Here is a 22,155-nt window from a genome sequence, read left to right as displayed (position 1 = left end):
CGCTATCGGCCCGTGGTTGTTGTCGGAACAACCACGGGCCGTTTGCTTGCACTGGCCCTGCCTCCCGCCGGATCTGCGAGGACCGGCGCGGCGAACGACTGCTAGGCACGCACAGTATTCACATGGTAACTTACTGGAACTTACTTGATCATAGGACTTCCAGGGGGGAGTTATGAAAAGAGTACTGAGAGGCCTGGCCGCAGTTGTCTTTTGCGCTATTTTTCTATCGTCGGCCATGACTTCTGCATCTGCCGAAATCGAGTCCGGCAGTGGGCAGAAAGTATTTGACGCCTCAGTTTACGGTAAGGATTCTGAAGGCTGGACAAAGGTGACAATCATACTCGACTCCGACGCCGAGTGCGCACCTATTCCGAGTGGCTACGTGACGTATATTATTCGGGGCACCTGGGCTGTCGGTCGCAAGGCTTACATCCATGACATCTTCATCGAGAACAGAACGCCTGGGTATGTCTTCTACCAGCACTTTAGCCGAATGTATGACAAGGACTTCCGGCTGGAGTTGCCTACGCGAAGCCTCAAAAACTACCAAAGTACAAGACTTCGGATTGATCGCCACCTCGGTGGCGAAAACATGCAATGGGCTCAAGGTATCTTGGTCGGCAACGCGGCGTGCGGCGCGGAAGGGTCGAACGACTGGTTCATCAAGCCACGCGGCTAGCGTCGTTCAGGTGACAGTAGTTCGGTAAAAGAAGCCATACGGGGACTCGCAGCGGGTCCCCGTATGGCTTCTTTTTGAGCTCAGTTCACTTATCGCTGGCGTCAGTCCGCCACTGGGGCGAGTTTGCCCTGCTCCCAAGCCTTGCGGCGGGCCGCCTGCAGGACCGGGTCGGCTACCGGAGCGGCCGAGAGCAGCCTGCGGGTGTAGTCCTCCTTCGGCGAGTGCAGCACCTCGTCGCGGGTACCGACCTCGACGAGCTTGCCGTGCTGCATCACCGCGACTCGATCGGCCAGCAGGTCGACGACGGCCAGGTCGTGGCTGATGAACAGGCAGGCGAACTGCAGTGTCTGCTGCAGGTCGAGGAACAGGTCGAGCACCCGCGCCTGCACCGACACGTCCAGGGCCGAGGTCGGCTCGTCCGCGATGAGCAGCTGCGGGTCGAGTGCGAGGGCACGGGCGATGGACACCCGCTGCCGCTGGCCGCCCGAGAGTTCGTGCGGGTAGCGGTTGCGGTAGTGCCCGGATAGCTCCACCTTGTCCAGCAGCGTGGTGACGCGCTCGTCGAGTTCCTTGCCGGCCAGCACCTTGTGCAGGATCAGCGGTTCACCGATCGACTCACCAATCGTCATCTTGGGATCCAGCGTGGACGCCGGATCCTGGAAGACGATCGAGAAGTAGCGGCGCAGTGGGCGCAGTTCCTTCGCCGGCATCGTGGTGATGTCACGCCCCGCGATCGAGACGGTGCCCTCCGTGGGACTGAGCAGCCGAATCGCGCAACGGCCCACTGTGGACTTGCCCGAGCCCGACTCGCCGACCAGGCCGAGGATCTCTCCCCTCTGGATGCTCAGCGAGACGTCGTCCACCGCACGGTTCTTGGCCTGTCCGCGACGGCCGGGGAACTCCAGTACCAGGTTCTTGATCTCCAGCGCGGGCGCGTCGGCCTCGATCTGGGACTCCAGCTCCTTGTCGGCGAGCCGGATGGCCTCCGCGGCCTTGGCTGCCTCCGACTCGTCCTGTGCCGGTTCCTCGAGCAGGCGTTGCCCCTCGGGGCGGTGCCCGAGTACCGGAACCGCGGCCAGCAGCTTCTGCGTGTACTCCTCCTGCGGATTGGCGAAGAGCTCACGAACCGGAGCCTGTTCGACGATCTCGCCGTTGTACATCACGACGACGCGGTCGGCGAGGTCGGCGACGACACCCATGTCGTGCGTGATCAGCACGATCGCGGTGTTCAACGTGTCCCGCAGTTTGCGCAGCAGCCCGAGGATCTCGGCCTGGACGGTGACGTCGAGGGCCGTGGTCGGCTCATCGGCGATGATCACCTTGGGGTCGCAGGAGATCGCCATCGCGATGACTACACGCTGCCGCAGCCCTCCGGAGAGCTGGTGGGGGTACTGCTTGAACCGCTCCGCAGGGTTCGGAATGCCGACCATCTCGAGCAGTTCGATCGCCCGCTTGTCCGCGGCGCTCCTGGCGAGATCCTGGTGGGTTCGCAGTGACTCACGCAGCTGCCAGCCGACGGTGTAGACGGGGTTGAGTGCCGTCATCGGTTCCTGGAAGATCATCGCGATATCGTTACCGCGGATCTTGCGAATGTCCTTCTCCGCGAGTTCGCCGAGATTGACGTCGCCGAGCTTACGGTCACCATTGATCCGGCTCGTCTTCGGCAGCAGACCGAGCACGGACATCGAGGTCACCGACTTGCCCGAGCCGGATTCGCCGACTACGGCGACGATCTCGCCGGGGGCGACGTCGAATCCGATTCCCTTGACCGCGTCGACGGTTCCTTCTTCCGTTGGGAAGGAGATTCGCAGATCCGAGATGGACAGGACGGAACTCGACGTGCCGACGGGAATCGTCGTGTTTGCTTCAGTGCTCACCAGTTGCCCTTCGTGGGGGTACACATGTCACGGAAGGTAAGCGTGACTCGCGCGAGGATAACCGAGGCACCGCCGGGTGTGACCAGCGACGAAAGAATTAATCTTAACCCGTGATCTCTGGAGAAACTCGCAGGCTGTTGCTTGTCCACGCGCACCCCGACGACGAAAGCCTGACGACGGGCGCGACGATGGCCAGGTACGCGGCCGAAGAGGTGGAGGTGACGCTGGTGACCTGCACGCTTGGTGAGGAGGGTGAGGTCATCCCGCCGGCTCTGGAACAGCTGGGCGCCTGGGCGGCCGACCAGCTCGGCGGCTATCGGTCTGGGGAACTGGCGGCAGCCTGCGCGAAGCTGGGAGTAACGCGCCACCACTACCTCGGCGGGATCGGCCGCTGGCGGGACTCCGGCATGGCCGGTACCGCCTCGGCGGCGCACCCACGCGCTTTCACCCGGGGATCGGTGAGTGAACAGGCAGACCAGCTCGCGATGGTGCTCGACGAGGTGCGGCCCCAGGTCGTCGTCACCTACGACGCATCCGGCGGCTACGGGCATCCGGATCACATCAGGGCGCATGAGGTCACCATGGCCGCTGCCACCTCGGCGGCCTCCGTCCGGCGGATATTTCACACGGCGGCACCCGAGGGGGCGACCCGGCGCGGGCTCGCGGCGTTGCGGGCGGCTGGCGAGAACCCCTTCCGGATCCCCGACGACGGCGAGCTGCCCACCGTCCCCGACGAGCACGCCGGTACGGCCATCGACGTCGAGGGGCATCTCGGAGCGAAGGTGGCCGCGCTGCGGGCACATACGACGCAGGTCACCGTGCTGGATGACCCCCGTTGTTTCGCGCTGTCCAACGGCATCGCACAGCCGTTGCTGAGCACCGAGTACTTCGTGCTCGCCCACGGCCGTGGCGATGGCGCGGAGAACGACCTGTTCGGCGGACTCGACGCGTGAACGGCGTGGTCGAAACAGGGAACGAGGGCGTCGTATGGCGTGGACTACTGCTCGCGGTGCTGCTCGTGGACACCGTCGTGCTCGCCGCCCTTGAGTTGTTCTACCTCCCACTACGCCTGGACGGGACCATCCTGCCCCGGTTGGAGGATGCTCCCGTCCCGGCGACGGTGCTGCTCGCCGCCGTGACGACCCCCCTGCTGGTCTTCCTCGCGGCGCGGCTGGTGCACCGGCGCGCAGCGATGCTGCCGTTGGTGGTGTGGATCGCCACCCTCGTCGTGATCGGCGTGTTCGGACCGGGCGGAGACCGGGTGCTCCTGCCAGACTGGCGCACACTGCTGTTGCTCGCCGGGGGAGCCTTGCCCGCGGCAATGGTGCTCGGTGGTGCGGTGGGACGCGGACAGGCTGGGACGAGAGGAGCGGGGCGCGGTGGCTGAGGCGATCAGCGACGCCCAGGTGGTGGGCGTCCTCCGACCGTTCGTGCGGGCGACAGGGTCGTTGCTCGACGCCCTGCGCGAATCCGACCCGCTCGGCCTGCGGGCACGGGCGGCGCACCAGGCCGACGGCAACGAGGACCTGGACAAGGTCGATCCGGGCACCAGGGAGAAGCTGCTCAACGCGCTGACCTCCGTCAAGGTGCCGGGTACCTCGGCATGGGCGGACATGGGCCCGGATCAGCGCACGAACTGGTGGATCAACAGGGTGGGCCGGTTCACGTCGTTGCTCACCGCGATCCCCGGGCTCGGCGGGGCGCTCGCGGACCGGTTGCCGGTCCAGGACGCACTCGGCGCGGCCGCGCAGGGGCTGCTGCTCTGTGCGATAGCGGGCGAGCACGGCGTCACCGAAGTCGGTGATCGGGTGCGACTGCTGGCCTGGGTGCTGTTCGAACGCGATGTGGACCCGGAACTGGCGGCCGGCCGTACCGGCGAACACGACGCCGCCGCCGAGGACGCCAAGGCCGACGAGTTGACCGAGGAGCTCTCGGAGTCATCCCGTAAGCACGGCAAGGTGACCATCCGTGCCTGCGGACGCACGCTCTGGCGACTCGGCCGCTCGCTGCTGGCTTTCCCCGGCGAGTTGGAGAAGCGGCCGAGGGGGCGGCTCTACCACCGGTTCTTCGGCATGCTGCCGGTAGTGGGCATGGTGGCCGACTACTTCGGCGAACGTTCCGGACTCAAGCGGGTGGCCCGCAGGGCGCGTAGGTGGCTGGAACAACAGCAGCCCGGACGACCCGCCCCCCGCTAGAAGCACCTCGCACTTTCCCGGGAAAGTGCGCGAGGGGAACCCCGCGACCTGGTACGCGAGCGCGCAGGCCTCGCACTTTCCCGGGAAAGCGCGCGAGGGAAACGCCGCGACCTGGTGCGCGAGCGCGCAGGCGTCGCACTTTTCCGGGAAAGTGCGCAAGGGAAACCCCGTGACCTGGTGCGGGAGCGTGGAGGTGTCGCGCTTTCCCGGGAAAGTGCGGGTGGGGAACCCTGTGACCTGGTGCGGGAGTGCGTGGGTGTCGCGCTTTCCCGGGAAAGTGCGATTTGGGGAGCTGCGCTTTTCCGGGAAAGTGCGGGAGGGGGTTCGGGGCCTGGGGGTCAGCGCCAGAACATGAAGACGGCGCGGCCGAGGTCGGCGTACGCCGCCTCGCCGCCGATGGCGCCGAAGACCGTATCGGTGAAGTCGAAGAGCAGCCTGCCGATACCGGGGATCCCGATGATCACGGCGAACAGCACCAGGGGCGCCCACGGCCGGGCCTTCGCGCCCAGTTCGCGCGCCTGTGGGGACAGGTAGGGCTCAATCGCTCCGTACCCGTCGAGGCCGGGAACGGGCAGGATGTTGATCACAAAGGCGAGGATCTGCACCGAGGCCAGGTAGGACAGTCCCACGGTGAGCCCGACCGGCATCTGCACGAACGCGATCACCATCGTCAGCACGATGCCGAGCGCCAGATTGCTCAGCGGCCCGGCCAGTGACACCCACGACGAGACGTTGCGGGAGCGCAGCATCCCCCGGTTGATCCAGACCGCGCCACCTGGCAGCGGGATACCGCCGATTGCGAGGATCAGCAGCGGTAGCACGAGGGAGAGCACCGGGTCGGTGTACCGGCGGATGTCCATCGTCAGATAGCCCTTGGCCGCGACCGAGTGGTCGCCGCCCCGATACGCCACGATCGCGTGACCGAATTCGTGCAGTATCAGCGACAAAGCCCAGCCGCCGATGACGAGAAAGAACACCCCCGCGGTGCCGAGGGGATCGCGTTCGAAGGACTGGGTGACCGGGTCGACGAAGGCTGCCAGCACGCCTGCCGCCGTGGTGACGGCCAGGATCGCGAAGAACAGGGGGCTGGGGCGGACTGCTGAACGTTGCACGACTCCAGTCTTCCGTATCCCGGTTGGGTACTGCCCGGCGTGTCCGCTTGCGTGTCGGGCCTCAGGTATCCCCCAAACTTGCTACTCCGCTTGACCTAGCCCCATGACACGGGTGTAATCACATTGATGTCATTCGTCGCCGGAAGGGGGGCGTCGAGTGGCACCACCGGAGGCGGGAGCAGGGCGTGAACTCCGCGTAAGCGGCCCGCCGAAGGTGTTGCACAGCACCGGGAGAACGCCATTTTTCCGGTGCCGATTCAACACCGCCAGCCTGGGGAGTGCGTGGAAGCGAGGAGGCGGACGTGCGGTTGGAAGCAGATGGTAAGGAATGGGGGCACGTCATGGATTGGGGAGAGCGCCCGGAGCAGGAACTGGGTGTTCTGACCGATCTGTTCGACGAGCCGGAAGAGCAGGAGTGGCAGGACCGTGCGCTGTGCGCGCAGACGGATCCGGAAGCCTTCTTCCCGGAGAAGGGCGGATCCACCCGCGAGGCCAAGCGGATCTGCCAGGGCTGTGAGGTCAAGGACGACTGCCTCGAGTACGCCCTCGCGCACGACGAACGCTTCGGTATCTGGGGCGGACTGTCCGAACGGGAGCGTCGCAAGCTGAAGAAACGCGCTGTTTGACGAGGACCTGGGAGCGCGCGGGCGGACCAGCTGGTTTCGACGTTTCCGCGCCCCAGGACCTGCCTGCCTCGATCAGGCGGCCTCGTTGTGTGTCTGGTCGGTCACCCGGTACCGACCTACTAGGTCGTAGGGTGATCGTCATCCACCGACCGACTCGTTGACCGGAGGGGTTCTTGCCCCGCACTCCCGCATCACCGGCGCTGCGCAGCGCGCCCGTCCTGGCGATCCTGGTGTGTCACAACGGTGAGGCGTGGCTACCCCTCACCCTGTCGGCTCTGCGCCGCAGCACCATCCGGCCAAGACACGTACTCGCCGTCGACACCGGATCTACCGATCGCACGGCCGCGTTGCTCGCGGAGGCCGCAGGTGACGAGAGCGCGGGTGTGGATCCAGTGCTCTCCGGGGTGATCACCCTGGACGCGCGAACCGGCTTCCCCGGCGCGGTCGCCGAAGCCGTGCGCCACGCCACCGAGCGCTGGGGCGACCCCGGTGCCTGGCTCTGGGTCCTGCACGACGACTCCGCCCCTGAACCCGACTGCCTCGACACACTGCTGCGGGCCGCCGACGCGGCACCATCGGCCGGTGTGCTCGGACCGCTGGCGGTGGACTGGGCGGACCCACGGCTGATCGTGGAAGCAGGCCTTTCCACGGATGCTTCCGGACATCGGCAACACGTGTTCGGCGAGCGCGGGGCTGCCGAAGCACAGTCGCCGGAACAGAGCACCGAGGTCCTCGCCGTCCCGAGTGCGGGAGCGCTCATCGCTCGCGACCTCTGGGACTCGGTCGGCGGTTTCGATCCGGAGCTGCCACTGCTTCGCGAGGACGTGGACTTCGGCTGGCGGGCCAACGCCGCCGGCTCACTCGTGCTCTCCGTACCCAGGGCCCGCATCCGGCATGCCCGCGCCTTGACCACCGGTCGCAGGCACGGTGCCGCGTTGCCGGGTTCGCTGGCGGCGGCCGATCGTGCGTACGGCCTGCGGACCTTCCTGGTCAACTGCTCCGGGTTCTCGTTCGTGTTCGGGCTGCCCCGGCTGGTTCTGCTGTGCCTGCTGCGGGGGCTGGCCTTCGCGGTGGTGCGCGATGGTGCACGCGCACATGCCGAGTTCGCCGCCATCGGCTACCTCGTCGGCGGGCGCGGTGGATTGCGTTCGGCGCGTGTCGAACGCCGGAGCAGGCGCGCAGGTGCGGCGGCCTCGGTACGCGGCCTGTTCACCAGCCGCGTTACCCGTTTGCGCAACGCGCTGCGCGGTGGGGTCGTGCACCTGGTGCGGCGTGGCGTTGAGCGGGAGGCGGCACTCGGGCGCCTGCCGGACGCGGTGGCGGGCACGTCAGGTGCTTCGGCGTGGATTCCGCCCGAGTCGGCACAGGCTGGGCTGGACGAGCAACTTCCGCGACCTGTCGGCCCGGATGCACTGCCCGCGGGCGCGTTGCGAGCTGGGGCGACCCGCGGTTCCGGACTGCGCCGCCCGGGACACGGCATTCGTACCGTCGCCGTCGCGCTGCCGGACGAGCAGGCCACAGCTGACGCGAAGAGTCTCACCTCCGACGAGCGCTCTGCCAGACCCTCGCCCGTTCGCCGCGGCGACGCCGGAGGCAGGGAGAACGACCTCGTCTTCGTCGAGGTGGACCGGCGCCGGATCCTCGCGGCGACACTGTTCTCGCCGCCGGTCGTCCTGTTCCTCGCGCTGACCGGGCTCGGTCTGCTGCTGCACGCGGGCAGGCTCGGCCTCGACCACTCCGGCGGAGAGCTGCTCCCGGTCGGCAGCCTCGGTGAGACCTGGTCCACGTACCTGTCGACCTGGCACCCGGTCGGCGGCGGCGCCGCCGCGCCCGCGCCGGTCGCGCTGGCCGTGCTCGGCGCGCTCGGCGTCCTCGTCGAACCGATCGGTGGTCCCGCGGCTCTGGTGTCACTGCTGCTGATCGGCCAGTTGCCACTGGCCGCGTTGGTCGCTTACGCCGCGACGCGCCGCATCCGGGTCGGCCGGTGGGTCAGGGCCGGCGTCGCCACCGCGTATGCCCTGCTGCCCGCGGGCGTGGCGGGTGCCGTACAGGGGCGGCTCGACGTCGTGGTGGCGCATATCCTGCTGCCCGCGTTGATCGCCGGGCTGCTCGCGGTCCTCACCCGGACCGGCGTCCGTTGGCTGAGCACCGCGGTGCTGACGGCGCTGACCCTCGCCGTCATCGCGGCGTTCGCGCCGCAGGCGCACGCGCTGGCGCTGGCTGGTCTGATCATCGGCTTCGTGCTGCTGCCGTCGACCGGCACGACGGCACGTCGCGTCTCGTCGATCGCGATCGTCGTCCTGCTCCCGCTCGCCCTGCTGCTGCCGTGGCTACCCGCGCTGTTCGCCCACCCGGCCCTGCTGCTGCACGGATTGGCAGGACCCGATCGGGGTCCGGTCACGGCGGCTGAACTGCTCGGGCTCGACCCCGGAGGACCGGGTGCCTGGCCGATCGGTGCCGTTGTGGTCGTGGCCGCACTCGTCGCGCTGGTGGCAAGGCCGAGGAAGGCGGCCGTGGCCGGGCTCGGAGTACTCGCGCTCGGAGTGGCCGGGGTGGTGACCGTGCGCCTGCTCGAGGTCACCCCCCTGTCCGGCGGCCAGCCTGCTTCCGGATACGCGGGCGTGCCACTGCTGTTCGCCGGGACGGGCCTGCTCTGGATCGTGCTCTCGGCCTGTGTCGCCGGCCCTGTCAGCCGGGATGCGGCCCCGGTGCCCGTGCTGATCCCGCGCTTGCTGGCCGCGGGCGGCGTGGTGTGCCTGCTCGCGCTTGCCGCGACCGATGTGGTGCTCGGCAGGCAGGGGCCGCTGCGCGCGGATGGCGGTCTGGAACTCGCCTCCTCCCTGTCCGCCGAGATCGCCGACACCGGCAGGTACGTACTGGTGCTCGCTCCTGCGGGCGAGCGGGTACGCCAGGTCGGCGGCAGGATGCCGCACTACGGGGACGACGCGCTCGCGCCGGTCGCCGGAACTCCCGAACGGCTCGCGACCTGGCAGCGTGACCTCCTCGGGGGATCGCGGGCGGCCGTGACCTCCGCGGCAGCCTCGGGCGTGCTCTTCGTCGTGCTCCCGCCGGGGGAGAACGGGGCGGCGCTGCGGCAGTCCGCAGGGGATCTGGTCACCGAAGCGCCACCGGCGGCCGACGGCAGGCAGGTGCTCCGGCTCACGCCGGCGGCCGGGCAGGTCGTACTCGTGTCCCCGGAGCAGGCGCGACGGGCGATCAGCGACCAGGCACCAAGCGACGAGCTGATGACCGGCGCTTCGGTCGCTCCGGTCGAGGCCGATCTGCCCGTCGTGCGGGTACTGGTTTCCGACGGCCCGGCGGGCAGATTGCTGGTCCTCGCCGCGAACCTGGAACCCGGCTGGCAGGCAACGGTGGACTCCGAACCGGTGCCGATCGTTCGCGCATGGGGTCATCAGGTCGCGGTGGCGGTACCGACCCGGGAGGCCGAGGTCGTTGCCGAGCATCCTTCGGCCCTGCGGGACCTGTTGCTGCTCGGCCAGGTGGCCGCCGTGCTGTTCACCTTGCTGACGGCGATCCCGGCTCGGCGCGGGGACCAGCGGTGGCCGGCGAGCTCTCAGCCGCCCTCGATGATGTCCGGTTCCACCCCGAGGTAACCGGCGACCTGTTCGACCAGCACCTCGTGGACGAGTTCGGCGAGCTCGGCGGGATCCTTCGCCCGTGCCTCGAGCGGGCGCCGGTAGAGCACGATGCGCGCCATGGTGGGCAGTCCCGCCCGGTCGACCCCGGCGGGCACCAGCCGCGACAGGGGCACCAGGCCGTCGAGCAGCACACCTTCCGGAGGCACCGGTCGTGTGCCGCGCGGGACCTCGGGTACGTCGTCCACCGCGACGTCGAGTTTGGTGAGTTCGTGCCGCCAGCGGGCCTCGATCGGTTCCAGCGCGTCCAGTACCAGCGCGTCGAAGCGCTCCGCCCTGCTGGAGGCGGCAGGCAGAGAGGCCGGGTACAGCGGGCCGCGGAGTCCGCGCCCGTGCCTGTCCCGCCGCATCCGCTTCCGGGAGCCACGAGAACCACGAGCCATCGCCACGAACGGAAAGGGTACGCGGGAGTGGCCTGGAACCTGCACGGGGCGACGGGGATGGTCCGAACGGCGGGCAAACGTGGACACTTATCAAAAATACTGTGTCGCCGGTGCGCCTGCGCCACTCCTGCGCAGGGAGCGGCTATCGTGATCAACCGTGCCGAGCGTACGGAAGTGTTCGCGGACGGGCTGCCTCGAGCCCGCTGTCGCCACGCTGACCTACGCCTACAGCGATTCGACCGCTGTGGTCGGGCCGTTGGCGACGGCGTCGGAGCCGCACTCCTATGACCTGTGCGAGGAGCATGCGCTGCGGCTGACCGTGCCCAAGGGCTGGGAGGTCGTGCGACACGAGGGCGACTTCTCCGCGCCCGAACCCTCGAGCGACGAGTTGACCGCGCTCGCCGAGGCGGTTCGGGAGGCCGGACGCTCCGATCGCCCGGCGCCACAGGCCGAACCGGACGGTCCGTCCGGCCGCCGTGGTCACCTGCGCGTTCTGCCCGGCCGAAGCTGACCGAACTCCCGCGCGCCTTCCCTGGCCCCGTGGCTGTTACCGGACGTGCGTCCTCGGCTCGTCGTACCTCGCCGGTAGGCTTTCCGGCGTCGCAAAAGAACGGCTCACAAGGGCCGGTAACGGACAATGCGGGGAGAAGGCGTGACAGACCTGTCGGGGATCGTCAAGGCCTACGATATTCGCGGTGTCGTCGGTGAGCAGTTGCACGCGGAGCTGGTCCGCGACTTCGGCGCGGCGTTCGCGCTGCTGATCAAGCCCGACTCACCGTCGGTGGTGATCGGACACGACATGCGGGACTCGTCCCCCGAGCTGTCGAGCGCTTTCGCGGAGGGTGTCACCTCGCAGGGGCTGGACGTCATCTCGATCGGCCTGGCAAGCACGGACGAGCTCTACTTCGCGTCCGGCTCGATGAACATGCCCGGTGCGATGTTCACCGCCAGTCACAACCCGGCGAAGTACAACGGAATCAAGCTGTGCCGCTCCGGTGCCTCGCCTGTGGGCCAGGACTCCGGTCTCGCCGAGATCAGGGACACCGTGGAGCAGGGCGTGCCCGAGTTCGCCGGCCAGCACGGCACGGTCACCGAACGCGACGTCCTCGCCGACTACGCTGACTACCTGCGCAACCTGGTCGACCTCTCCGGAAGCAGGCCACTGAAGGTCGTCGTCGACGCGGGCAACGGGATGGGCGGGCACACGGTGCCCGAGGTGTTCGGCTCGACCGGTCCCATCGAGATCGTGCCGATGTACTTCGAGCTCGACGGCAACTTCCCGAACCACGAGGCGAACCCGCTCGATCCGGCCAACCTGGTGGATGTGCAGGCCAAGGTGCGCGAGGTGGGGGCCGATCTCGGCCTTGCCTTCGACGGCGACGCGGATCGTTGTTTCGTCGTCGACGAAAACGGCGACCCGGTTTCGCCGAGTGCGGTCACGGCGCTGGTCGCGGTCAGGGAACTGGCCAAGGAGCCGGGCAGCGCGGTCATCCACAACCTGATCACCTCGAAGTCGGTGCCCGAGATCGTCGCCGAGCACGGCGGAAAACCGGTTCGGACGCGCGTCGGGCACTCCTTCATCAAGGAGAAGATGGCCGAGACCGGGGCGATCTTCGGCGGGGAGCACTCCGCGCACTACTACTTCCGCGACTTCTGGCGCGCCGACACCGGAATGCTGGCCGCGTTGCATGTGCTGGCCGCGCTCGGCGAGCAGAATGGCCCGTTGTCCCAGCTGACCGCCGAGTACCAGCGTTACGCGGCGTCCGGCGAGATCAACTCGATGGTGGACGACCAGGTCGCGCGCCAGTTGGCGGTCAAGGACGCGTTCGCCGGCCGTGACGGTGTCAGCATCGACGAGCTCGACGGACTGACGATCGACCTCGGCGACGGACGCTGGTTCAACCTGCGTCCATCCAACACCGAACCGCTGCTCCGGTTGAACGCCGAGGCGCCAACCGAGGACGCGGTGCGGGCACTCACGGAGGAAGTGCTGGCGATCGTCCGTGCGTGATCGTTCATGCTGACAGTGCGTCTGAGAACCGAACTGGCCTGTGCCGGTGGGGTTCGCTCCCGAAGCGTCTCCCCGCAGGAACTGAACACGGGCAGCGATCACACGGCCACGAACAGCGGCGCCCTTGCGTCTCATGCACGTAACGACGCGTTTGCGGCGCTGGAAGCAATGGTATGGAGGAACCATGGCTGTCACTCTTGACGAGCAGTTGCTGGAGATCCTCGCTTGCCCCGCGCCGGATCACGCCCCGCTGCGCGTCGGTGCGCCCGGCGATCCCCAGGCCGATGCCCTGACCTGTACGTCCTGTGGCCGGGTCTACCCGGTGCGCGACGGCATCCCCGTCCTGCTGCTGGACGAGGTCGTGGCGGGGCCGGACGCCGAGGGAAAGCAGGATGACTCCAGTGTCGACGGCGCTTGACGACTCGCTGCTCGACGACCCGGCCCGCCTCGCGGAGGCCGATGTCGCCGGGCTGTTGCGCGCGGTCGCAATGGCTGGAGCGCAGGTGCGTGCGACGGTCGAGGCCGCAGCCGAGCTGGAACTGAGCGATCGACTGGATCTGGGCAGGCCACGAGCACTGGTGCTGGTGGCCCGCCCCGGTGTCGGCAAGCCGGCGGTGGACCTGCTCACGAGCCTGCTCGGTCCTGGCTGTCCGGTCCCCGTGGTGGTCTGCCCCGTCGTGCCCAGCTGGATCGGGGCGCTGGACGTGGTGTTCGCCCACACCGACGATCCGCACGATCGCGAGCTGGCCGCGTCCCTGGAACGAGCAGCCAGGTTCGGTGCGACGGTCGTGCTCTCCGCGCCGCCGGAGGGCCCCGTTGCCTCGTCGGTGGCCGGGCGAGGACTCCTGCTGGCGCCGCGCTTGCCGGTGCCGCCCGAGCTGGGTTTCCCCCGGGCGCTGACCGCGGGACTGCTCACCGCGAACACCCTGGGCCTGCTGGTCGCCGATGTCGAATCGCTCGCCGATCAGCTCGACGGCGAGGCCGAACGCGGGCATCCCACGCACGAGTCCTTCGTGAACCCCGCGAAGATGCTCGCGCTCCGCCTTGCCGACCGAACTCCGCTGCTCTGGGGCCTGGACCAGGTGGCCGTCGCGGTCGGGAAGCATGCGGCGCACGCGTTCGCCACCCATGCCGCACGAACCTGTGATGTCGCGGACTACCACCAGGCACTGGCTCGTCCCGCGCTGTTGCGAACCGCGGTCGAAGGTAGTGCCGAGCACAACATTTTCGCCGATCCGGACGAAGAGTCCGGCTCGGTGGGGTTGGATCCGAGGGTGTTGTTGCTGGCCGTGCAGACCGGGCCCGCGGCGGACACGGCTCGGCACCGCATGGCGGAGGTGCTGCCCGGCGTGGAGGTCATCGCCCCCGCGGAGCAGATCCAGGCCGATGTGGCGGGCAGGGCAGCGGTGCTCGCACTGCGCTTCGAGTTGGCCGCCGTCTACCTCGGTCTCGCGGCGGGAACCATCGGCGGGGCCGGCCGGTACGCCCCGGCCTGACCGAGGCGGACCGGCGAGACCAGTGCTGGGCCGGCGAGCTGCCGGCGAAGAGTTGAGGTGAGAAGTGGAGCTGCTGCGAGGCGCCGTGCGGCCGTACGCGTGGGGATCGAGAACGACGATTCCCGAGCTGCTTGGCCGACCGGTTCCGGCACCGCACCCCGAGGCGGAGCTGTGGATGGGAGCCCATCCCGGTGACCCGTCCTGGCTCGTCGACTCCGCCGGAACCGAACGCAACCTGCTCGAACTCGTCGAGGCGGATCCGGTCGGTCAGCTCGGTGAACGCTGCGCGAATCACTGGGGCGGCCGCTTGCCGTTCCTGCTGAAGATTCTCGCGGCCGAGGAGCCGCTGTCCATGCAGGCACATCCTTCCGCCGCGCAGGCGGCCGAGGGATACCGCCGGGAGGAGTCGGCAGGCATCCCCAGGGACGCGCCGAACCGTAACTACCCGGACCCCACAGCGAAGCCGGAGCTCGTCTGCGCGCTGACCGAGTTCCACGCGCTGGCCGGATTCCGTGATCCGCACCGCACGGTCGCGTTGCTCCGCGCCATCGATACGCCGGGGTTGACCAAGTACACGGAACTGCTGGCGGGACAGCCTGATCCCGACGGGCTGCGCGCGCTGTTCACCACCTGGATCACGCTGCCCCAGTCCGCACTGGACGATCTGTTGCCCGAGGTGCTGGACGCCTGTGTCCTGCACGTGAAGGACCACGGTGAATTCGACACGGAGTGCAGGACGGTGCTGGAACTCGGCGAGACCCACCCGCGCGACGCGGGTGTGCTCGCCGCCCTGCTGCTGAACCGGCTGACGCTGAGCGCGGGCGAGGCGATCTACCTTCCCGCCGGAAACCTGCACCTGTACCTCCATGGGACCGCGGTGGAGATCCTGGCCAACTCGGACAACATCCTGCGTTGCGGGCTGACCCCGAAACACGTGGACGTGCCGGAACTGCTGCGCGTCGTGGACTTCGCCTGTGGCGAGATGCCGGTGCTGCTCGGGGAGGCGACCGAACCGGACGCGCGGATGGCCGTCTACCGCACGGACGCACCGGAGTTCGAACTCGCCAGGATCGAGTGGGCGGACAACGACGGCGCCGCGATCGAACTCGACTGCACCGGACCGCAGATCCTGCTCTGCACCCAGGGTGAACTGCTGGTGAGCGCCGACGACGGGCCGGAGTTCGAACTGCACAGGGGACAGTCGATGTGGCTCTCCGCGGCGGATCCGGCGGTGACCGTCCGGCAGCGGGCCGCCACGGGCGCACGATTGTTCCGCGCGACCCCGGGAACCTGTCCCGACTGACGCGCCGATCCTTGGGAAATCTCGCCGGCGAATCGCCGCCCCGCACGGCGACGATCGCCGCCTCCCTCTAGGCTGCACGCGGACGATGTGGGCACGGATTCCCAGGGGGACATGTGGCGGCAAACGGTGGGACCAAAGCGATCCTGGCGGCACTGTTCGCCAACGCCGGTATCGCGGTGGCCAAGTTCGTCGGCTTCCTGATCACCGGCTCGTCATCGATGCTCGCCGAGTCCGTGCACTCGGTGGCCGATACGACGAACCAGGGACTGCTGCTGCTGGGGCAGAAGACCTCCAAGCGCGCGGCCACCAAGCAACACCCCTTCGGGTTCGGTCGCGACCGGTACTTCTACTCGTTCATCGTCGCGCTGATGCTGTTCACGCTCGGCTCGGCTTTCGCGCTGTACGAGGGCATCCACAAGGTTCAGCATCCGGAGGAGCTGAGTTCGGCAATCGTCGCGGTGGTGATCCTGGTGGTCGCCATCGCCCTGGAGACCTACAGCTTCCGCACGGCGATCGTCGAGTCGAAGAAGATCAAGGGCGATGCCACCTGGTGGGGATTCATCCGGCAGTCCCGCACGCCGGAGTTGCCTGTGGTGCTCCTCGAGGACGCGGGCGCGCTGTTCGGCCTGGTGTTCGCGCTCATGGGTGTCGGTCTCTCGGTGATCACCGGGGAGCCGATCTGGGACGGTATCGGCACGATCATGATCGGCATCCTGCTCGGCGTCATCGCGATCGTCCTGATCATCGAGATGAAGAGCCTGCTGATCGGTGAGGGTGCCACTCCGAGCGAGCACGAAATGATCGTCGACGAGTTGACCGGCGGCAACGTGGAGCGCGTCATTCACATCCGCACCCAGTACCTCGGCCCGGACGAGTTGCTGGTCGCCGCGAAACTCGCGCTGACACCTGGAATGCAGACCGCGGAGATCGCCGCTGCCATCGATGAGGTCGAGGGTCGGGTACGCGCCAGGGTGCCCGCCGCCAGGCTCATCTACCTCGAACCCGACCTCGATCGCAGCCGGTGACTGGCCGGCCAGTCCCGGCGTGGGAAACTTTCCGTCAACCGTTAGGGTGACCTCCAACCCTGAGATCCAGGACACCCAGGAGGTCGGCGTTGCCCGGAACCGGTATATGGCGGACAAAATCGGTCGAACAGTCCATAGCGGACACTGACGAACCGGATACCAAGTTACGCCGAAATCTGAGCGCCTGGGACCTCACGGTCTTCGGGGTAGCGGTGATGATCGGTGCGGGGATCTTCACCCTGACGGCGCGTACGGCAGGAGATCTCGCCGGGCCGTCAGTTTCCCTTGCGTTCGTCTTCGCCGGCATCGCCTGTGCGTTGGCCGCACTGTGTTACGCGGAGTTCGCCTCGACGGTCCCTGTCGCCGGTAGCGCTTACACGTTCTCCTACGCGACCTTCGGCGAGTTCTTGGCCTGGATCATCGGCTGGGACCTAATTCTCGAGTTCTCCGTCGCGGCCGCGGCCGTCGGCAAGGGTTGGTCTGTCTACCTGCAGACGGTTCTGCGGACGGTGTTCGGCGAGGACGTCAGCACGCGGGTGGAGATCGGCTGGCTCACCGCCGACTGGGGTGCACTACTACTGGTGATCGTGCTCGCGACGATCCTCACCATGGGGACCAAGCTCTCGTCCCGATTCAGCCTGATCATCACCCTGATCAAGGTGCTGATCGTGCTCTTCGTGATCGTGCTGGGGATCGCCTACATCAACCCCGACAACTACACCCCGTTCATCCCGCCCGCCGCGGAGGGTGCAGCCGCGGGCGGCGGTGTCGAGCAGTCGCTGCTCTCCGCACTGTTCGGCAGCGAGGGCAGTGTCTACGGCGGTTTCGGCCTGCTGGCCGGCGCTTCGCTGGTGTTCTTCGCGTTCATCGGCTTCGACATCGTCGCCACCACCGCGGAGGAGACGAGGAACCCGCAGCGCAACGTTCCGCGCGGCATCCTCGGCTCGCTGGTGATCGTCACCGTGCTGTACGTGGCGACCTCGCTGGTGGTGTCCGGGATGGTGCCCTTCGAATCCCTGGCCACCGATGCGGAGCCGGAGGGGCGCAAGACACTGGCCACGGCCTTCTCCGCGAACGGCGTGGACTGGGCGGCGAACGTGATTTCGGTGGGTGCGCTCGCCGGGCTCACCACGGTCGTGATGGTGCTGATGCTCGGTCAGCAGCGCGTGCTGTTCGCCATGTCCAGGGACGGGTTGCTGCCCAAGGCGCTGGCCAAGACCGGTACCCACGGCACGCCGGTGCGGGTCAACATCCTGGTCGGCGTCGTGGTCGCGCTCGCGGCCACCTTCTTCGAGGCGGACAAGCTCGAGGAGATGGTGAACGTCGGCACCCTGTTCGCGTTCATCCTGGTCTCGGCGGGGGTGATGGTGCTGCGGAAGAAGCGGCCCGACCTGCCGCGCGGCTTCCGCGTTCCACTGGTGCCGCTCGTCCCGATCCTGGCGATCGCCGCGTGTGCGTGGCTGATGCTGAACCTCACGGTGCTGACCTGGCTGCGCTTCCTCGGCTGGATGGTGCTCGGCGTGGTCGTCTACTTCGCGTACAGCAGGCGACACTCCCTGCTCGGCCAACGCCACCGCACCGCCGAGCACAATCCCACCGACGAAAACTCCACCGAGCCTCCCGCAGCATCCACTCCAGGCACCTCCCAGCCCCCGGAGTAGGAGCGTCTGCAAGTACCACCAAGCAAGATCGAAGTCGCCGCTTTCCGCTGCCAACAGCCCAACCCGGCAGCGGAAGGCGGCGACGTTTGCGCGCCAAACGCCGCTCCCTGTACGTCCAGTAAGGATGCTCACTCTCAGTGTCCAAAAACGACCGATCAGGACTCGAAAAGATCACCGTTGTGAGTCGATCGGGCTCAAGGGCTACAGAAAGTGTGGCTGTGTAGACCGTGTGAGGTAGTCTTCGCGCGCCGCGCACCACTGGGGGTGCGCTTCGGCGTTCCCGATCTCTCGTCCCCACCTGCACAGGAGTCCAAGAATGCCCGTTGCCCGGAAGTCTTCGATCCGTGCCGCTCTGGCCGTGGTCCCGATGGCTCTCGCCGTCACACTCGGCACCGCCGGCGTCGCGCACGCCACCTATGACGAAGACCCTCGCGCCACCATTGGGAGCGAGAAGAATGTGGACGCGGGGCAGAAGGAAGCCTGCGAGCGAGCGGGTCTGGCTGGGGAGCCGCTGAACGAAGACGACCTGGACTTCACCGGTGGCCAAGAGAACGTGGACCAATACCTGACCATCACCGGGGTCGGCGAAGGCGTCACCGTGAGCGGCATCGTGGTCAAGGGCGGCCCCGCCTACAACGTGTACGTGCCCGGCGAGAACGGCTTGTCCGATGTCCCGCCGTGGACGGAGCTTCGTTCGCCCTTGAACCCGGGCGGCGAAATCCCGGCCATCAGCCACTGGTTTGCCTGCGGCACGGTTACGGTCCCCTCCACCAGCAGCACGGCGCCGACCACCGACTCCTCGACGACAGCGCCGCCGGAAACCAGCTCCACCGAGCCGACCGAGTCGACAGAGCCGACCGAGTCCAAGCCCAGCACCCCAGGGCAGAGCACCGCGCCGAGCAGTGTCTCGACCCCCGGCGGCACCGACACGACCACGACCTCGGCTCCGATGGTCGTGGAGAACGCGAGCGACAACGACGACCTCGCCTCCACCGGATTCGGCAGCAGCTGGCTGCTGTGGGTCGGTGCGCTCCTAGTGCTGGGTGGCGCCGCCGTTCTCGTCCTGCTGCGCATCCGCCGCAACGCCTGACACGGAACGCCGCCGAGGTCGCCCCTGGCCGGGTAGGTCGCCGAACAACGGCACCTGCTCGGCCAGCGACCTCGGCGGCTTGCCAGGTGTCTCCAGTCCTGCGGCCATCGCCACCGCCCGGTCCCATTCCGGGTCCGCGACGTAGTCGGCGTGCTTGCGAACCCCGGCGACCCACCTGCGTCCCACGATCGGTGCCCGCATGGGATCGGGAAGCCAGTGATCACCGCCGAGCAGTAGTGCACCGGTAGGCCCCTGAGCGGCGGGCGGCAGCGGCCCGACCCCGCCATCAGCCTGGTAACCGACACCGAGTAACCGCCCCGCAGCCACCTGGTGGCGCCAGGTGGTGGCTCCACCGCCGAACGTGTCGGTACCGCGGCACAGTCCGCGCCACCGGCCGTCCAGCCTGCCGAACAGGCCGGCGAGGGTCTCGTGCGGCAACACCGCGGGGAACGCGCGTTGGTACCCCCACTGCAGCGGGGAGCCTGCGGTGAGCACCCCGAGACGTTCGCGCTCGGCCTCCGTCAGGTCCGCAGCGAGCCTGCCCGCCGCGATCACGGCCAGCAGCCCACCGAGGTGGTACCCGGCCAGCACCACGCGCGTATTCGGCTCGGCCAGGTGTTCGCGAGCCCGAGCGGCGAGTTCCGGCATCACCTTCAGTGCGTAACAGGGCGGCACCACCGGGTGTGACGCGCGGGGCCAGAACGACACGAGATCGGCCAGTGCGCCGAGGTGCCTGCTGCGCTCCGGGCCCGTCGCCGCCGTGTACACCACGCGCAGCAGTCCGGCGGCGAGTGCGCCGAGGGTCAGGACCCCGACCCCGGACAGCGGAGTGAGCCACGACGGTACCGCTCCGAAGCCGTACCTGACGATCACCAGTGCGGCGGCTCCAGCGGACATCGCCAGTGCGACCGCGAGCACGATCCGGTGCAGATGCCTGCGCTCCCAGCTGGAGCGCGCCCAGGCGGTGGCCGCCGCTTCCTGGTCGCGCTCGTCGGGCTGCAGCATCCGCACCACCTCGGGGATTCCTCTGCGGATCCGGCGCAACGGGACGGCAACCGCGAAACCCAGCAGCCCGAGCACCGCCGACACCGCGAGGCCGCCGCCCCACAGCATGGTGATCAGTTCGTAGGACTCCGGCAGCCGCAGATCCTGTCCGACCAGATGCTGCCCGGCCACCGCGAGCCCCGCGCCGAAACCGCCGCCGAGCAGACCCGCAAGGGCGAGTACGGGCGCGGCGAGCCAGCCGCCTGCCCACGGTCGCAACCGCCTGGGCAGCCCGCTCCAGCTCGGCCTTGCCAGTAGTGCTGCCGGCGCCAGCAGGACGAAGAACAACGCGCAGACGACCACGAGCGCGGCGCCGATACCTTCCACGGTCGCGTCCGTGCCGGCGAGTGTGGGCGGCAGCGGAGTGACGAGTACCGCGGCGACCGTCACCGCGGCCAGTGCGAGCAGGAGCAGCGCGCCCCGGACTGTTCGCCCGATCAGCCGGTACATCGGCATGGCCGCCGCGACCAGCGCGGTCAGCGCCAGTGCCAGCGACGTCCACCAGACCACGGCGGATGCCGTCGTTCCGGGAACGTGCAGCGGACCGCCGAGTAGCAGCACGGCGATGACCGCCAGCGCGCCCACCACGTGCAGGCAGCGCAGTACTGGTGTGCCCCTGTCACTGCGCAGCTCGTCGCCGGGCAGGGCGGAGCCGGTCCTCGCCGGCCCTTCCTCGGTCGTCACAGCCCATTCCTTGAGCGATACCCGGTACAGGACGTACACCAGCAGCAGGAGCGGCAGCACGCCGACGAGCGTCCGGGCGGGCGGGAGTTCACGCAGCCAGGACGGTGCTGAGGGAAGGCAGCCGGACCCCGCCGCGAGGCATTGGGTCGCGAGCAGGTCGAGGCTGACCACGGCCAGTTGACTCACCAGCAGCATGGTCAGCAGCAGGGCGGCCAATCTGAGCAGGACCCGGCAGGCGCCCCGGAAGATCGAGGCGGCCCTGCCGCGTGCCGTTCCCGAAGGGCCGGCCGGCGGCAGCATCCAGAACGCGACATTGGCCAGGGAGAACGGGAACAGCAGGGCCCACGCGGCCTTGGCGGCCCCGCCCGAGGTCATTCCGCTCCACAGGTAACCCTCGAGCGTTCGGGGGATCGCCCTGCCGAGAGCTTGGAGTACCGGGCCGGGCGCGGGCCTGCGCAGGCGGTCCGAAGGGCGGATGACCCGTCCGATGCCGTCGCCTGCGACGTCGACGACCCCCACCGAGTCGAGCAGCGTCTCACCGCTCGTACCGATCAACCCGGGTACGCGCAGTTCGACGACGCGGGTGTCGGGACCGGGGAGTGGCACGACGTGATCTCCTTCACAATATCTGGCAGACCCGCTCCGGCGGTGGCGCCGGTGTCCGCCGTTTCACATGACGGACCGTAGGTCGAACGGACAACGGTACTGTTTGACTGTCGTCGATCCTTGGAGGAAAACCCTTATGACCCCCGAAAGCGTAAACACCCGTGAACTGCATCAGACCCGTAATGGGGTGGAGTTCGCGGTGGCGGATCTGGGTGCGGCGGAGTTCGGCCGTAAGGAGATCCGGCTTGCTGAGCATGAGATGCCGGGGTTGATGGCGTTGCGGCGGGAGTATGCGGAGGTGTTTCCGCTGCGGGGTGCTCGGGTGGCGGGGTCGTTGCATATGACGGTGCAGACGGCGGTGTTGATCGAGACGTTGGTGTCGTTGGGTGCCGAGGTGCGGTGGGCGTCGTGCAATATTTTTTCGACGCAGGATCATGCGGCGGCTGCGGTGGTGGTGGGTCCGCATGGGACGCCGGAGGAGCCGAGGGGGGTTCCGGTGTTCGCGTGGAAGGGTGAGTCGCTGCCGGAGTATTGGTGGTGCACTGAGCGGATGTTGTCGTGGGAGGGCGAGGGCCCGAACATGATTCTTGATGATGGTGGGGACGCGACGATGCTGGTGCACAAGGGTGCGGAGTTCGAGCGTGCTGGGGTGGTGCCGTCGTCGGAGTCCGATGATCCGGAGGAGTGGCAGGTTTTCCTGGAGTTGT

The 22,155-nt window shown here is 68.3% G+C and carries 19 protein-coding genes; 15 read left to right on the top strand and 4 right to left on the bottom strand.

The features are described from left to right. The first annotated feature begins 172 nt into the window (after positions 1 to 172). Positions 173 to 679: a hypothetical protein gene (locus tag D0C15_RS18955; RefSeq protein WP_162830144.1), complete on the top strand. Its 507-nt coding sequence runs from the start codon at positions 173 to 175 to the stop codon at positions 677 to 679. A gap of 101 nt (positions 680 to 780) precedes the next feature. On the opposite strand, the gene D0C15_RS18950 is transcribed toward D0C15_RS18955, so the two are convergent. Continuing rightward, complete coding sequence (locus D0C15_RS18950) at positions 781 to 2,556, bottom strand: ABC transporter ATP-binding protein (protein ID WP_116047236.1); 1,776 nt, start codon at positions 2,554 to 2,556, stop codon at positions 781 to 783. Positions 2,557 to 2,666: 110 nt separating this feature from the next. Between D0C15_RS18950 and mshB the strand changes: the two genes are divergently transcribed. The 3 genes from mshB to D0C15_RS18935 are packed head-to-tail and all read left to right on the top strand — an operon-like array spanning position 2,667 to position 4,751. Next, entirely contained in the window at positions 2,667 to 3,509 is an 843-nt protein-coding gene (mshB, locus tag D0C15_RS18945) for an N-acetyl-1-D-myo-inositol-2-amino-2-deoxy-alpha-D-glucopyranoside deacetylase (RefSeq protein ID WP_116047233.1), read from the top strand. A gap of 5 nt (positions 3,510 to 3,514) precedes the next feature. After that, entirely contained in the window at positions 3,515 to 3,943 is a 429-nt protein-coding gene (locus tag D0C15_RS18940) for a hypothetical protein (protein WP_116047378.1), read from the top strand. After that, on the top strand, positions 3,936 to 4,751 hold the full coding sequence (locus tag D0C15_RS18935) for a hypothetical protein (protein ID WP_116047231.1): 816 nt from the start codon (positions 3,936 to 3,938) through the stop codon (positions 4,749 to 4,751). Before D0C15_RS18940 ends, D0C15_RS18935 begins: the two co-directional genes overlap by 8 nt. Positions 4,752 to 5,089: 338 nt before the next feature. On the opposite strand, the gene D0C15_RS18930 is transcribed toward D0C15_RS18935, so the two are convergent. After that, positions 5,090 to 5,863 (bottom strand): site-2 protease family protein, encoded by a 774-nt coding sequence (locus D0C15_RS18930; RefSeq protein ID WP_116047228.1) that lies wholly within the window; start codon positions 5,861 to 5,863, stop codon positions 5,090 to 5,092. Positions 5,864 to 6,204: 341 nt separating this feature from the next. Here D0C15_RS18930 and D0C15_RS18925 point away from each other — a divergent pair, with 341 nt between their 5' ends. Together D0C15_RS18925 and D0C15_RS18920 are read left to right on the top strand one after the other, a co-directional pair. Further along, on the top strand, positions 6,205 to 6,489 hold the full coding sequence (locus D0C15_RS18925) for a WhiB family transcriptional regulator (RefSeq protein ID WP_162830149.1): 285 nt from the start codon (positions 6,205 to 6,207) through the stop codon (positions 6,487 to 6,489). 173 nt (positions 6,490 to 6,662) lie between these two features. Then, on the top strand, positions 6,663 to 10,103 hold the full coding sequence (locus tag D0C15_RS18920; protein ID WP_116047223.1) for a glycosyltransferase family 2 protein: 3,441 nt from the start codon (positions 6,663 to 6,665) through the stop codon (positions 10,101 to 10,103). Here the strand turns inward: D0C15_RS18920 and D0C15_RS18915 are convergent. Then, positions 10,064 to 10,528, bottom strand: a complete 465-nt coding sequence (locus tag D0C15_RS18915; protein ID WP_116047375.1) for a metallopeptidase family protein — start codon at positions 10,526 to 10,528, stop codon at positions 10,064 to 10,066. The genes D0C15_RS18920 and D0C15_RS18915 overlap by 40 nt on opposite strands. A 157-nt stretch (positions 10,529 to 10,685) precedes the next feature. Here D0C15_RS18915 and D0C15_RS18910 point away from each other — a divergent pair, with 157 nt between their 5' ends. The 8 genes from D0C15_RS18910 (at position 10,686) to D0C15_RS18875 (ending at position 19,114) form a co-directional block, all read left to right on the top strand. After that, positions 10,686 to 11,039: a DUF3499 domain-containing protein gene (locus tag D0C15_RS18910; protein WP_116047220.1), complete on the top strand. Its 354-nt coding sequence runs from the start codon at positions 10,686 to 10,688 to the stop codon at positions 11,037 to 11,039. Between the two features lie 141 nt (positions 11,040 to 11,180). Beyond that, positions 11,181 to 12,539, top strand: a complete 1,359-nt coding sequence (locus tag D0C15_RS18905) for a phosphomannomutase/phosphoglucomutase (RefSeq protein ID WP_116047217.1) — start codon at positions 11,181 to 11,183, stop codon at positions 12,537 to 12,539. Positions 12,540 to 12,723: 184 nt separating this feature from the next. Then, positions 12,724 to 12,957 (top strand): Trm112 family protein, encoded by a 234-nt coding sequence (locus tag D0C15_RS18900; RefSeq protein ID WP_116047215.1) that lies wholly within the window; start codon positions 12,724 to 12,726, stop codon positions 12,955 to 12,957. Continuing rightward, positions 12,932 to 14,035: a hypothetical protein gene (locus tag D0C15_RS18895; RefSeq protein WP_116047212.1), complete on the top strand. Its 1,104-nt coding sequence runs from the start codon at positions 12,932 to 12,934 to the stop codon at positions 14,033 to 14,035. The genes D0C15_RS18900 and D0C15_RS18895 overlap by 26 nt, the downstream gene beginning before the upstream one ends. Positions 14,036 to 14,099: 64 nt before the next feature. Continuing rightward, the gene (manA, locus tag D0C15_RS18890; RefSeq protein WP_116047210.1) at positions 14,100 to 15,338 is read left to right on the top strand and encodes a mannose-6-phosphate isomerase, class I; all 1,239 of its coding nucleotides are present in this window, start codon (positions 14,100 to 14,102) and stop codon (positions 15,336 to 15,338) included. 113 nt (positions 15,339 to 15,451) lie between these two features. Next, positions 15,452 to 16,363: a cation diffusion facilitator family transporter gene (locus tag D0C15_RS18885; RefSeq protein ID WP_116047208.1), complete on the top strand. Its 912-nt coding sequence runs from the start codon at positions 15,452 to 15,454 to the stop codon at positions 16,361 to 16,363. Between the two features lie 89 nt (positions 16,364 to 16,452). Further along, a complete protein-coding gene (locus tag D0C15_RS18880) occupies positions 16,453 to 18,024 on the top strand; it encodes an amino acid permease (RefSeq protein WP_116047205.1) in 1,572 nt (523 codons plus the stop codon). Between the two features lie 316 nt (positions 18,025 to 18,340). Then, a complete protein-coding gene (locus D0C15_RS18875; protein ID WP_116047202.1) occupies positions 18,341 to 19,114 on the top strand; it encodes an LPXTG cell wall anchor domain-containing protein in 774 nt (257 codons plus the stop codon). Here the strand turns inward: D0C15_RS18875 and D0C15_RS18870 are convergent. After that, on the bottom strand, positions 19,058 to 21,448 hold the full coding sequence (locus D0C15_RS18870; protein WP_245975991.1) for a hypothetical protein: 2,391 nt from the start codon (positions 21,446 to 21,448) through the stop codon (positions 19,058 to 19,060). The two genes, D0C15_RS18875 and D0C15_RS18870, sit on opposite strands and share 57 nt — an antisense overlap. A 136-nt stretch (positions 21,449 to 21,584) precedes the next feature. Between D0C15_RS18870 and D0C15_RS18865 the strand changes: the two genes are divergently transcribed. Continuing rightward, the coding region (locus D0C15_RS18865; protein WP_162830148.1) for an adenosylhomocysteinase at positions 21,585 to 22,155 on the top strand (571 nt) is incomplete at its 3' end.

Origin of the sequence: Amycolatopsis palatopharyngis, from assembly GCF_003385185.1 — a bacterium.
In the GTDB taxonomy this organism is placed as follows: Bacteria; Actinomycetota; Actinomycetes; order Mycobacteriales; family Pseudonocardiaceae; genus Amycolatopsis; species Amycolatopsis palatopharyngis.
Note: the sequence above shows the minus strand (reverse complement) of the source record. Positions and strands in the feature narration are given on the sequence as shown.